Annotated in this window: 13 protein-coding genes; 5 read left to right on the top strand and 8 right to left on the bottom strand. The window is 49.8% G+C overall.

The genetic code is table 11. The features are described from left to right. Nucleotides 1-3 precede the first annotated feature (3 nt). The 7 genes from IPM39_13590 to IPM39_13560 form a co-directional block, all read right to left on the bottom strand. Complete coding sequence (locus IPM39_13590) at nucleotides 4-858, bottom strand: DUF3623 domain-containing protein (GenBank protein ID MBK8987089.1); 855 nt, start codon at nucleotides 856-858, stop codon at nucleotides 4-6. After that, nucleotides 858-2,066, bottom strand: a complete 1,209-nt coding sequence (locus tag IPM39_13585) for a geranylgeranyl diphosphate reductase (protein MBK8987088.1) — start codon at nucleotides 2,064-2,066, stop codon at nucleotides 858-860. The genes IPM39_13590 and IPM39_13585 overlap by 1 nt, the downstream gene beginning before the upstream one ends. A gap of 32 nt (nucleotides 2,067-2,098) precedes the next feature. Further along, complete coding sequence (gene chlG, locus IPM39_13580) at nucleotides 2,099-3,019, bottom strand: chlorophyll synthase ChlG (protein ID MBK8987087.1); 921 nt, start codon at nucleotides 3,017-3,019, stop codon at nucleotides 2,099-2,101. Nucleotides 3,020-3,158: 139 nt separating this feature from the next. Next, the gene (locus IPM39_13575) at nucleotides 3,159-4,103 is read right to left on the bottom strand and encodes a photosynthetic reaction center cytochrome c subunit (GenBank protein MBK8987086.1); all 945 of its coding nucleotides are present in this window, start codon (nucleotides 4,101-4,103) and stop codon (nucleotides 3,159-3,161) included. Nucleotides 4,104-4,173: 70 nt separating this feature from the next. After that, nucleotides 4,174-6,117 carry a photosynthetic reaction center subunit M gene (locus tag IPM39_13570; GenBank protein ID MBK8987085.1) on the bottom strand — a complete coding sequence of 648 codons (1,944 nt, stop codon included), beginning with the start codon at nucleotides 6,115-6,117 and terminating at the stop codon, nucleotides 4,174-4,176. A 408-nt stretch (nucleotides 6,118-6,525) separates the two neighbouring features. Further along, nucleotides 6,526-6,660: a light-harvesting protein gene (locus tag IPM39_13565; protein MBK8987084.1), complete on the bottom strand. Its 135-nt coding sequence runs from the start codon at nucleotides 6,658-6,660 to the stop codon at nucleotides 6,526-6,528. 49 nt (nucleotides 6,661-6,709) lie between these two features. Further along, nucleotides 6,710-6,889: a light-harvesting protein gene (locus IPM39_13560; GenBank protein ID MBK8987083.1), complete on the bottom strand. Its 180-nt coding sequence runs from the start codon at nucleotides 6,887-6,889 to the stop codon at nucleotides 6,710-6,712. A gap of 571 nt (nucleotides 6,890-7,460) precedes the next feature. Between IPM39_13560 and IPM39_13555 the strand changes: the two genes are divergently transcribed. From IPM39_13555 to IPM39_13535, 5 genes are all read left to right on the top strand, one after another. Then, nucleotides 7,461-8,789, top strand: a complete 1,329-nt coding sequence (locus IPM39_13555) for a MerR family transcriptional regulator (protein MBK8987082.1) — start codon at nucleotides 7,461-7,463, stop codon at nucleotides 8,787-8,789. Between the two features lie 256 nt (nucleotides 8,790-9,045). Then, nucleotides 9,046-9,999 (top strand): PA2169 family four-helix-bundle protein, encoded by a 954-nt coding sequence (locus IPM39_13550; protein ID MBK8987081.1) that lies wholly within the window; start codon nucleotides 9,046-9,048, stop codon nucleotides 9,997-9,999. 133 nt (nucleotides 10,000-10,132) lie between these two features. Continuing rightward, nucleotides 10,133-10,834, top strand: a complete 702-nt coding sequence (locus IPM39_13545; protein MBK8987080.1) for an HAD hydrolase-like protein — start codon at nucleotides 10,133-10,135, stop codon at nucleotides 10,832-10,834. 59 nt (nucleotides 10,835-10,893) lie between these two features. Then, on the top strand, nucleotides 10,894-11,100 hold the full coding sequence (locus IPM39_13540) for a hypothetical protein (GenBank protein MBK8987079.1): 207 nt from the start codon (nucleotides 10,894-10,896) through the stop codon (nucleotides 11,098-11,100). Nucleotides 11,101-11,121: 21 nt separating this feature from the next. Beyond that, nucleotides 11,122-11,400, top strand: coding sequence for a hypothetical protein (locus IPM39_13535; GenBank protein MBK8987078.1), 279 nt, complete (start codon nucleotides 11,122-11,124; stop codon nucleotides 11,398-11,400). 123 nt (nucleotides 11,401-11,523) lie between these two features. On the opposite strand, the gene IPM39_13530 is transcribed toward IPM39_13535, so the two are convergent. Beyond that, complete coding sequence (locus IPM39_13530; protein ID MBK8987077.1) at nucleotides 11,524-12,717, bottom strand: NAD(P)/FAD-dependent oxidoreductase; 1,194 nt, start codon at nucleotides 12,715-12,717, stop codon at nucleotides 11,524-11,526. Nucleotides 12,718-12,813: the final 96 nt, after the last annotated feature.

The raw sequence follows: 12,813 nt of genomic DNA, 5'->3' as shown, positions 1-12,813 counted from the left end.
CAGTCAACCTTCAATCATTTGTTTGGGCATGGCCCGCAGTGGGGCGTTTGTTGGCGCTGACATGGTCTCGGCAACGGCCGTTGGCGGCAGAGGCCGAATACCCCATCCATACAAAGTCGCCGGAATGGGCAATACAAGCAGCAGATGTTCAATCACACCCAACCCGATCATTGTGCTGACCAGTAAGTAACCAATCGCCTGGGAGGGCGTGGTTCTCGGTATAATCGCCTGATAAAACAGGAACAGCGAAACAATGGACGCTACCATCACTGAAATAGGAAAGAAGAAATTACTTGGCTGCTTGCCAAGCAGTCCATCCAGAGCATGAAGGTGCGGCGGCAGCAGTTCCATGCGGAAGTTGCGCACCCCTAAAAATACGTTCAGTTTGGCGCTGGAGTGCATCAACCACATTGCCAGAAATATCCACAGACCCCATTGGTTGGCGTGAGACCAAGTCAGGGCGATGAGCAGCAGGGCAAAGGCAAGGACCAGCAGTTCATGGTAAAGGCCGGCGCGGAATGCGTGGCGAAAGCGATAAACCAGGTCATCCTGTGGTGGCTGCTTGATTGCCGTATCTTTGCCTTGCGGTCCGGTTACGTATCCCAGATAATAGCTGGCCGTTTGCCAACCCCAGATAACCAGGCCACAGGAAAAGGCGAGATAAATGTGTGGCGGCTGAGTAAACGGCCGTGTCGCCACCAGACCCCACAGCGCGGCCAACAAGGCCACTGTCGCGCCGCCAAAACAGAGACGAACGAGACGGGGGGAACGGCCGTAAACGGCAATGACCAATCCGGTGGTAAACCACCACAAAAAAACGGCAAACAGTATCGGACCAATGACGGTTAGTAGTTGCATTAGTTCGCAAGAGACCGAAAAGGTAGATAGTGGCGAATCTGCGCCGAAATAATGTCGCCCGTCATACGCAGTTGAGAGAGCCAGGGAACCGGCGTCATATTCTTGTGCATATAAGACTCAAACGTAAGCTGCTGCACATCTTGATTGCGACACATGTCAGTAAAGACTTCCATTTGCCGCTCATTGCCATATCCCCATTTCTGCAACCACCGCAAAAAACGATACATCGTGCCGTATTCTTTCCACCAGGTACGTTCGTACTGGCGCAGAGCCAATTCCGAAGTGTCTGGCAGAACCCGAATCAAGGTCTCTGCCGCCATCTGCCCGCTCTTCATCGCCCAATAGATGCCCTCGCCAGAAGTGCCCACCACCAGGCCAGCCGCGTCGCCAATGAGCATAGCCCGTTCATAAGCCAGATGTTCACGCGGATGTATCGGCAGGGCGTGCGCCTCTTCCAGGAACACCTCCCCGCCCTCCAGATGAGAGGCGATGCGTTGTTTCAGGTTTGCCAAAAGTTGGCGGGCTTCAGCCGTATTGCCCGGCCCGGCCCCACAGCCAACTGCCACGTGATCAGACTTGGGAAAAACCCAGGCATATAAATCCGGGCTGACATCCTGGCCCAGGTACAATTCGGCTGTGTCTTGCCACCGGGCCATTTTATCTTCAGGCAAATAAATACGTTCCTGAATGGCGATGCAGCGCGGTAAGCGTGGCAGGCCCAACGCCTTGGCGGTTGTGGAATAGGCGCCATCTGCCCCGATGACCACTTCTGCCTCTAATGTTTTTTTGGTGCGGCTAATCTTGTCACGATAGGTGGCGGTGACGCCAACGGCCGTTACAGTTAAATCGAGCAGTTGGCCTTCAATCAACTGGGCGCCATTATCCACTGCACGCTGCCGCAAAAAAGGGTCCAAATCCTCACGGCAAGCCATAGCCACATAATCTTTTGCGCTCTCTTTAAGGCCAGCTACTTCAATTTCGGCCGTTCGTTCAGACGGCGAATGGATCAACGTCTTATGTACTTTGCGCGAAATCAACGACTGCGGCAGGTCAAATTCATCAAACGCCACCGGCGGCAAAGCGCCGCCACACGGTTTGACCCAAGTCAAATCACGCTCCAACAGAATAACCGGCAGACCGGCTGTCGCCAACGTATTGGCGGCCGTTGCCCCACCTACAGATGCGCCCACAACTAAAATTGGTTTCAAGGACTTTGCTCGCTTATTTGCTTATCTGGAGGCTACCCCTGAATGCCGCGCAGACCAATGGCCGCAACCATCATACCCCAGACATAAAAGCTTACGCCGATAGCACTAAACTTGAGGTGCTGCTCAACAGGTTGCTGAATGAAACTGCGTTGAACAGGTAATTGGACTAAAAATATAGCCAAAATAATCAAAGCTATAATCCACTGCCCCCAGAAAAGAAATGCAGCTATCACCCCAAATTGCGCCAGGTTCATCGTCAACAAAATCAACCAGGCGGCCCGCTTTGGACCCAATTGCACCGGAATAGAGCGAATGCCACTCGCCATATCACCCGCAATACTCTTATAGTCGTTAATGCTCATAATTCCGTGCGCGCCGAAAGAATACAGAGCCGCAATCAAAACAGCGGAATACGTAAGCGGTGCAAAAGCAAGATGCCCAGCCAGCCAGGCTAAACCTTCATAAGCAACGGCAACGAGCGCGTTGCCAATCCACCCATTGCGTTTGGCGCGGGCTGGCGGAGCACTGTAAATAACCGCTAAGACCAGGCCAATCGCCACGCAAAACGACACCGCCTGACCCAAATAAATCCCCAGCGCCAATCCCATCAACAAAAGCAAGCCAACCGTCACAACAATTTGCTGCGTAGACACGCGACCAGATGGAATCAGGCGGTTAGGCTCGTTAAGCGCGTCCACATCCCGATCAAAGTAATCATTAATGACCTGAGAAAAACCACACAACACAGGCCCGGCCAATAGCATTCCCAACACAATTCGACCAACATCTGGAAAAGACCACATGGAATATCCACTGCCAATCGCACCACAGAGAAATGCCCACATTGGCCCAAACCAGGTGATCGGCTTCATCAGGACAAGTGAGCGGCGTAAAAGTGGTGGTTTTTCCAACTGAGGCTGCGCAGCCGAAGTAGTTACTGAAGGTGTGTGCATAGATCAAACCATATCAACTATCTGGTCAATTAAGTGAATCAATCCTGATGAAAGTTCTCAACCTCTCACCAGGATTGATCCCCACCCGTATTCCAAAAAGCTATACGCTGTTCTCTAGCCAGGCTAGAAAAGACACCACCTATGGAGCAACAAGAACTGCGGGGAGTGACGAAGCAGACGTAACCGCTCCAGGTGGACGCACCTGATTTTGATGACACAAGTAACAAGAAGGTTCCTGATTGTTCATGGTTTCTGAATATTCATTCAGGATATGTTGGTTCATTTCCAGCATTGTCAAGGCGTAATACTTAGCTGGCTGTTCCCAGCTTGGGAAGTAACGCGAATTATGGCAATGTGTACAACCAACACCCAGGCTGCCCTGTATATGGGTCATCGCGTATTGATTCGACTGCACCGTATCAAGCGATATCTGATTATTTAAGCCAGCCAGCAGCAAGCTGTCCAGGTTATTCAACGGCAGGCGGAAATCGTCCGGCAGCGCGTGCAAACCGTCTGGCCAGGAAACTGGTAACGGATCACCATTGTGGCAGGTAGCGCAAATAATCTGTGCACCGGATGGCTGTTTATCCGCAATGGTAGCTAATTGGGTAATCCAATTTTGATTGAGATCCGCCACCATCTGCAGATGCAAAACGGCCGTAGCCTTCCGGGTAGCCACAACATCATCTCCAATTTCCGCGCCTTCGGCGGCAAAATTGTTGATGTTGTGGCAGTAAGTACAGTCAACCTGCATACCACCAGCTACATAAGACGTCATGAAAGTCCAGATTTGGGTGGTATTCATCCCCGTCAAAACTTTCACATTTTGTGGTTCCGGATATTGAGCAATGTAGGCCGCTATAGCGGCATTGGACTCACCACTAATATACGAACCATCGGCATAATAGTTTACATAGACACTGGGCGGTAGTTCTTGAGCAGCGGCCGTTTCTACAACCGTCTGGGTTACAAAATAAGCCAGCGATTGAGTCACAAACAGCACCACAATAAGCACCACCGCGGCAACCGCTACGGCAGCCCAGGTTTTATTAGGCTGGCGGTTTTTTGGGGTTCCAGGAGTCATTATTTTCTCCTCCTATTTGGGCAGTTAATTGATAGTATCATCGGTATGAAGTGATCAACCTGACGACTACCTAAGGTATGGGGGCAACAATGCCAATGCTCTGTGCCCATAAAAACCAATCTTGAATGACAGTTCCAGAGAGGAGTAAACCAATCCCACCCGTAATCAAGGTAAGGGCGGCAAACCACCAACACCAGTCATGGATCGTCTTTGAATTGACGTTGAAACCCATCGTCCAGCGCCAGAACAGCTGCGCCCGTTGCGTCCCCGACCCCTCAGCAACCATCTCTTCGATTTCACGATGCGAACCATAGCGAGAGGTAGCTACGATGGTGGCTCCGTGCATGGCCAAAAGCAAAGTTGAACCAAGCAGGAAGAAGATTGAGAGCATGTGGAATGGGTTGTAGTAGAAGTTGCCATACAAGATGCTGACGTTGTTGGTCCAGTCCAGAATCGCCTTAAATCCATGACCGGGAGCCTGCGCCCAATTGCCAATGAACCAGGGACGTACCAGGTAAGCTACCAGATAGAAGAAAATAGCGGCCGTAAACCCTTGGGCCAAATGGGTACCCAGGCCAGCTTTCCGTGCCCGGAAAAATACCCGCGCCCACCAGGCCAGAATGGACACCGTTAGCAAGAAAGTCGCCGCCAGCCATGCGCCCCCTTCATGCCAGGGAGCTGTACTCAGACCATATTTCATTGCCGGAGGACTTAAGGTCAAAACAAAGAATTCCCGCGCAAACAGAATGGGGTTGTAGCCCACCTGATACAGGTACTCTGCCAAAATAATAAAGGCTGCCAATGATCCGGCAAAAACAGCAACAGCGCCAGCAAGACCCAGGTAAACCGGGCCTACCTGGCCAACCCCAAAGAGGCGTCGCATGAAATCAACCTGAATGGGTTTTTTCAGAGCTGTACCGAACAGGCCAGTACCACCATATTCATATTCTTCCATGTCCACCGGGGGCTTTCTTTGGCCACGGTAGACCACGCTGGCTCCAATTCCGGCCCCAACAATCATGCCCATACCCGTCATTTTTTGCCAAACTGGAATATTGTCCCAGAACGTCCAGAAGTCTACCCAGTTCAAAACAAGCGTACCTGACAGGAAGATGCAAAGATTGGAGAATAAAACAGACGCCATTGCTACCCAGAAACCCAGGCGATGGATACCCACTTCCCCGATGCTGTAACCCAGAAGATTACGCCAGAAACCATCTACATTTTCTTCCTGCACATTTGGCCGGTTGGCAGCGCTAAGGATAGCGGAACCATGCATGGCTAAAATGAGGGTGGATGTAAATAGAAGGGATATACCAATCGCATGGAAGGGGTTGTAGAAGAAGTTGAAATATTGATAGCCGATATTGGAGACCCAATCGAGATGATGGGTAATGCCGAGGGCAAATCCATTTCCCCAAGCTCCCATAGCAATTGGACGCAGCCACTGAATTGTGATCCAAGATGTGAACACCGCGCCATAGGCTATCGGAATTTCATAGCTCATTTCCAGCTTACGAGAAATATCAACTTGTCGCAGCAACCACCCAAGAAAGGCGATGGTTGCCGACAGAACAATCATTTGCCAGAAAAAGCCAGGTTCGTCAGGACTCAACAAACGCAACCCAGCGCTAATAGGTGGCGGATCAATTCGTGCACGAAGCAGGTTGTAGGTCCTCTCAACCACCCACGCCTGATACAGATATAAGGTCACGCCAAAGAAGATACCTATTAAAGACAAGACACCAAAGGCGCCTACGTAAAAACGTCCAAACCAGAAATCAAACGGGTCCGCCCCAAAGATGGAGTGCAGGATAGTCCCACCCCGTTTTTTGAAGGCTTTTTCAATTTCAGAAAAAGGAATCACTTCACCTTCTCTGGCCCGCTCAATGGCTGGTCGGTTTTCTTTAAGTTCAGGCTCTTCTCCGACAACTGATGCGGTTAATATTTTTGTTACCACGGGTTGCCTCACTTTCCATACATGAGATAAAAACAAAGGGCTTGATCGAGTCATCAGCCCCATCATTTACATATTCGTAACTGTAACCGGACTACAAAGCCGCCCTTTAATGGAATTGAGTAACCAAACCTGGGGAGTCCGACTCCGTAGCTTTGCTCAGTGTTGATGCCAAGACGATTAACGTAAACAAAATTGTGTTCTAAGGCTAAATTTACAGAAGGTCACAAAGTTGCTTACATCCTTCTTCTGCAAAATTATGCTATCCAAAAGAAGAAGCAACCTTATGACCTCCATCAAGTACCTTATTGAATTGTTTTGTAACGTAGGAGACCAAGCTGATTGTGCAAATTTATTTCTGCACTGCTAAATTGCTAACCGAGCCACCCCATTTATTCTGGACGGACAACTCTTCCAGACAAATATTCCAAAGAGCAGGTGACGAAAATTACGCCACGCTGTTTTCTAGCCAATCCAGTTATAGGTCGGAGAACTCAAAACGATGAAGTGGATGAGAAGAGCCACCGCCAATCCCAACAAAATGTAGAGGAAGACGTTGGTACGGAATTCAAAGGGACGTTCTGGACGTTCTGGTTGCATGAAAAACCTCCTGATTTTTAATTGACTGCACTAAACTAAAATTTTTTGATTACCCGAGCCAGGGTTTCCACATAAGAATCAAAATGTGGGCGATGATGGCAACGACCAAAAACACCCAGGAAGATTTCACCACGATGTCGTGTACAAACCACTCATCATTGGAGAATAAGTTCTTCCAACGTTCGGGAACCTTGTCGTTTGCGGACTGATTACTTGATACTTGGGCCATTAGGGCATCTCCTTTTCTTAAAAAGATTTAACAACTACAACGATAAAACAACAAAACATCTAAATAACAAATTTATCGCTCTTGCAAATTATCAATGTTCACTATGTTGCATAAGACTTTGTCTGTTAATCTTCTATTTTGTTGTCTAGCTAACACTTTCGAGTAAGCAACTCTTTTGTTAAGTGTTACGGCCAACTATCCCCCAGAGGACAATTCCAAAAACCGTTACTATTTGTAGACCGTTTTCAAATTTGCGAAACATTAACGTTGTATTAATGTATACTAAATATAACATTACAAAGCACCTTTGTCAACAAATTGTTAGATATTGTAGAAATTTTCGCAAACTTGACAGCGGGAACACTTTGGACGGATATACAAATGATTCTTTCAGCCAGCAACTTCTTAGGAATTGTATAGTTATTCCACCCTTTTGCGCTAGAATTATGTTAAAATAAGAGTTAGGGGGTTTGTAGCTTTCTCCCCAAGTTTTATAACGCTCTTCTTTAACTATAAAGACTTCTGTTACCTTCAAAGTATCTGGTCTTCGCAAAAATAACAAAGTGTTTTCATGAACATTTCAGATAGTTCTCCAGCTTTTAATCTTAAAGTTGTGATTCAAGAGACGGGCATTAAGCCGCACACTTTGCGCGCGTGGGAACGGCGTTATGGGCTACCGCAGCCAGGGCGCACTTCTGGTGGGCATCGCCTTTATTCGCAGCGTGATATTGAAGTGGTTAAATGGCTCATGGCTCGGCAAGAAGAAGGGTTAACAATTAGTCGAGCAGCAGAGCTTTGGTTAAGTTTAGTGAGCAAAGGGGAAGACCCGTTAATCGTGGTTAGCTATCAGATCGAAGAGAGGCCGGTATACACGGAGCACGCTGGAACTCTGCATAGCATTCTGCAGGAATGGGTTAACAGTTGTCTAAATTTTGATGAAACTGCGGCGGAAAGGGTTTTAGCACAGGCTTTTGCGATGTACCCTGTAAAAATGGTTTGCCTGGAAATTCTGCAAAAGGGTATTGCGCAGATTGGGGACCTTTGGTACGAAAACAAAGCTTCTGTGCAGCAGGAGCATTTTGCTTCGGCTTTGGCTATGAAGCGCTTGCACGCTCTTCTGGCGGCCACTCCAATCCCCAACCGAATCGGCCGTATTATGATAGCTGCACCGCCTCATGAGGAACATGCGATTCCCCTTCTTTTGCTCTCTCTGTTATTGCGGCATCGTGGCTGGCGAGTGATTTATTTGGGGGCCAATGTCCCTACTTCTCGTCTTGAGGCAACTGTGGACTTAATTAAACCAGACCTGGTTGTTTTAGCAGCCCAACAATTAAGCACGGTAGCCTCTCTGTTAGAGGTTGCTCAGGTTCTTCACAAAAAAGAGGTGCGTGTCGCTTATGGGGGGCTGATCTTGAATCGTGCACCATCTTTGCGTCAGCGCATCCCAGGGTATTTTTTGGGTGAAAACCTTGAAGATGCGGTACAAACCATCAGCCAAATTATGACGTTTAATCCGCCAATGCCAGCGCCGGAACCAACTCCGAAGGTTTACGAACGCGCTTTGTCTCATTATGTTAATCGCTACCCTTTGATTGAGATGGATGCGTGGCAAGAGATTTCGACGCATGGTATTCCCTATGCGTATGTTTCGGATACAAACATGCGCCTTTCTGGAGCGATTATTGCGGCTCTGAGTTTGGGTGAGATTAAGTCTATCAATACAGAAATAAATTGGACTCATCAACTTGTTCGTAATTATGGTATTTCCAGCGACTGGCAAATTGAATATTTTACAGCCTATTGTCGGGCAGTAGATAAGCACTTAAATGGCAATGGGTTGGTTATTGTAGAGTGTCTAAACGATGTCATTTCCAGTATGGTGCACTCTCCAGTGATATAGATCTATTAAACACGGCCGTTCCCCCATTTCATCCCCTTTCTTCCAACACGTCACCCCCTTATATCTGCTCTTGCTTTGCGGAAAGCCACATTGAATTGTTCCTGTGTCACGGCGTCTCATCGCTTGACAATATGTTAACACAACTATTACAATAGCGTAATATGCCACTGAGTTTATCCATGTGACAGCCACGTACAACAAGCATTACCCCCCAAACCGAAATACTTCTGAAATCGAAAATGAGAGGAGATGGGACATGTCCAATGAGCAAGCAGTAAAAACGTTGAATAATTTGTACAAATTGTGCCGGGCTGGGGAACGGGGTTTTAAAACTGTTGCCAAGAATGTTGATAACCGTGGCCTCAAAGTCTTACTCAAAACATATGCCCAACAGCGCCGCCAATTTGCATTGGACTTAAAAGCCATCATCGAACAAACTGGTGGAGAAGTGAATGAAAAACGAAACATTCGCGGCATCATCCATCGCGGCCGCATTGATATCGTCGCTGCATTAATCATCGGGCCGCAAAACGTCGAGAATATGGTTTTGAAAGAAGCGCTTGTTGGCGAGAAAACCGTTCTTGCAGCATATAAACATGCTTTAACAAAACAGCTTCCCGATAAGGCAGCGGCGCTCATTCAAAATCAATTGGAGGCCATTCAGGCTGCCAATGAACAGATTGAACGGTTGTGCGGGCGGCCCGACGAACGTCTTGTGGTACGGTTGTTCGACAGCGACCAGGACGCTACCAAAGCCTCTCTGGCATTGGTGGAAGCAGGTTTTTCAGAAAATTCGATAGAAGCCGTGGACTTTCAACATATTGTTGACCTGCAGGCCGGCCAATCCAAATCGCTCGACGAAACCATGATTTCGGGCGCAGTGGGCGGGGCGATTTGGGGCAGCCTGCTCGGTACAGCCAGCGGCGCAGGCTTGTTTCTGATAGTTGGCTTGCAGCCCATTGGCGCTACGACGATTGCGGGAACCTGGGCGCTTATTACCTTGATCGGCATGCTCATGGGGGCTTTGTTTGGCATTCTCTTGGGGTTTGTCATTGGCCTCAGCAGCAGCGAGGAAGACTTTCATCTCTACGGCAAAAGTGTTTTAAATGGTCGGAAGTTGGTTTTGCTGCAAACAAATCGTCATCGGGCTACGGAGGCGTCGCAAATTATGCGGCAAATCGAATTGCTTCAAAATAGCACTGTAGGCTAAAATTAGGGGGATTGACGTGATGCGCTGCCTTTCATCTTTATTCGGGTGACGCATCACACATGGCACAAAAACGGGAGCAGCCGTCACAAAATTCTAAGCAACAAAAAGCGCCTGACTGAAAAAGAGTAACTCAATGAAATTAAAGGCTCTGATTTTTGATGTGGATGGCACCATTGCCAACACAGAGCATCGTGGACATTTACCAGCCTGCAATGAGGCTTTTGCCACGCTTGGTTATCCTATCAAATGGTCGTGGGAAGAATTTAAAGCCATGCAGCCTATTGCCGGTAATGCTTTAAGGATGCGCAAGTCGCTTCAGGCGTGGGACCCCAATCTATCTGACAAGCAGTTGGATGGGATTGTAGACCAGCTCATCACCCTCAAGAAGAAATTCTACATCGAAAAGTATTTGCCTGATTTGCCCTTGCGGGATGGCGTGGTAGATATTATGAGGCAGGCGCTGGAACGTGGGGTTCGGCTAGCCGTCGTTTCCATGTCTTATGAGGCGCAAGTCAATGCCCTTCTGTCCCGCCATTTACCGGATATTTACGGCCGTTTGAATCCCATTTTGGGCAAAGAAAGCGGACCCAAAACGGCGCCTGAGTCGCCTTTATACCGGCGTTGTCTGGCCGAGATGGGCACATCACTGGCAGAAACGCTAGTTATTGAGGATTCTGAAGAGGGATTTGAGGCGGCCAAACGGGCCGGAATTCCTTGCGCGGTGATGTATAACGATTATACGTTCGGCAAGAATTTTGCTGGGGCGCAGTTAGTGGCCCGTAGTCTGGCTTACTTCTCGCTGGAGCAATTGGAAGCGCTCTGTTTATCGTCATGACGGCCGTTCCCAAACGATTACGCTTATTCGCCATTGCCCTTGGTCTGAAAGCCCTTGTTATGGGTGTATGGGCTGTTTTTGGCTCCGCTCGTATTCCCTCAGACGTTTTGCTCGGATTGGCAGCCGCATGGCTGTTGGGCAGCCTTTGCTTCTTTTTCCTGGCCCACCGCGCAGCTTTGCATCTCAGCAGCGTTCAGCCCGCTGGCGAAGACCTACCCGGTCTGCTGATCGCCGTCGGCAATCTGCCCGCAGAATCTCAACTATAGTCTTTTGCCCCATCGGAGGCTATGATGCAATCCTTTTTGAAAATTTCCCAACGTCTTGGCTGGCTTTTAATTCTCGTAGCCGGCGTTTTTTTGATCTTGGCGGCCGTACAAATCACATCCATTGCGCCTTTGGTGTTGGCCGGTCTGGCCGCTACCTGGGCCATCTGGGGGCTGCTGCTCTTGTGGGTCGGACGGCGGATGAAGCAATATATGACGGAACGGGGGGAGGAGTTTGATTTTCAGATGAAACCGCCCCAGTTTAAGCTCCGCCGCAAGAAAGAAGAAGCTGAAAGGGAATAGCGAGCGTTTTTAAACACGGTTCCTTAAGCTAGAAAGTAGTACCCGTATCCCGTGTTCCGTGACCAGTTTTCAGTCGGCGCTGCCTCTGGAAACCGCGCACTGAATAGTGAAAACTGAATACTGCTAATCTCTGGTCCCTGGCCGCCTCCGGCTGTTGGTTTTGGGTGGCAAAAGGGCCAATGAGGAGCCTATCGCCTGCTGCACGGCCGTTGGTGAAACCGCCGCCATGCGCCAAAACAAAGTCCACAATCGGGGCCAACGATGTGTGTACAGCAGTCTGGCAACCAGGGCGCGCCGCTGCAACATTTTCCCCAAGGGATGCGCCAGAAGACGCCGCCGATAATCGGTGAAGGCGTAGTCACCGGTGGCAAAGGCATTTTGCATGGCCGCAGCCGCCACTTCCCCATACTCTATGCCATAAGAAATCCCTTCGGCAAACAACGGGTCCACCCCGGCGGCATCCCCCACAAACAGCACCCGTGGCCGCGAAAATTCCGCGCTGGCGTCAAACCACCGCACGGGATGCCCCTCCAGCGGCGATTGTTCCAGGTTGATCTGGCGCGCCTGTAAACCCGTGACAAATGTCTCTTTCAGATGGCCGCGCCCCTGAGCAGCCGCAGGCGCGATCCGGCTGTCGAAGATACCCCGGTTCATGTAAGCCGATCCATTCAGCAGACACGGAAAATCCCACACATAGCCTTGAATACCACCCATGATACACGAGAAATCGAAGACGGCCGTTTTTGTCTGCCAGGCTGTCGTCGTTTGCGGGTCAATCGGCGTCAGCACCCGCAGCAGCCGCGCCACGCCCACAGAGGTAAACAGGCGCAATTTACGCCGCACCATGCTATTTGCGCCATCAGCCGCCACCACAACGGCCGTCTCATAGCTGCTCCGGTTTGTCGTCAACCTCACGCCATCAGCGGCCACCTGCAAATCCAACAGCCGCTCATTAAGATGCAGTTCCAGCCCGCGATCCACCACCGCCCGGGCCAACGCCGCGTCAAACTCATGCCGCTGAATCACCTGCATCGCCTGGGCTGCAGAAATGGTAAACGCCTGCGCCCCCAGACGAAAAATCAAATGCTCCACCGTAAACGTTGGCACATCTACCGCCAATCCCAACCGTGTTAGCTGCTCTTCCCCATGAAACGTAATACCCCCGCCACATAATTTGTGGCGGGGGTGTTCGGCGGCTTCTATGATGATGGTCTCTGCGGCCAATGCCGGTGACAACTGCGCCAGATGCAGCGCCGTTGCCAGGCCGGCCGGGCCGCCGCCAACAATGACAATTTTGCAGCGACGGGTCTCTGTCATAAACGACTACTACCCGTATTCGGTGTTCCGTATTCGGTAATCCGTAAGACGCCCCGTCTGTTAGAACGCCAACGGAAAACGGCATACGGACCTCGG

It is taken from the genome of Candidatus Leptovillus gracilis, assembly GCA_016716065.1.
Taxonomy (GTDB): Bacteria; Chloroflexota; Anaerolineae; order Promineifilales; family Promineifilaceae; genus Leptovillus; species Leptovillus gracilis.
The sequence above is the reverse complement of the archived record's forward strand: the minus strand, read 5'-3'. Positions and strand labels throughout refer to the sequence as shown.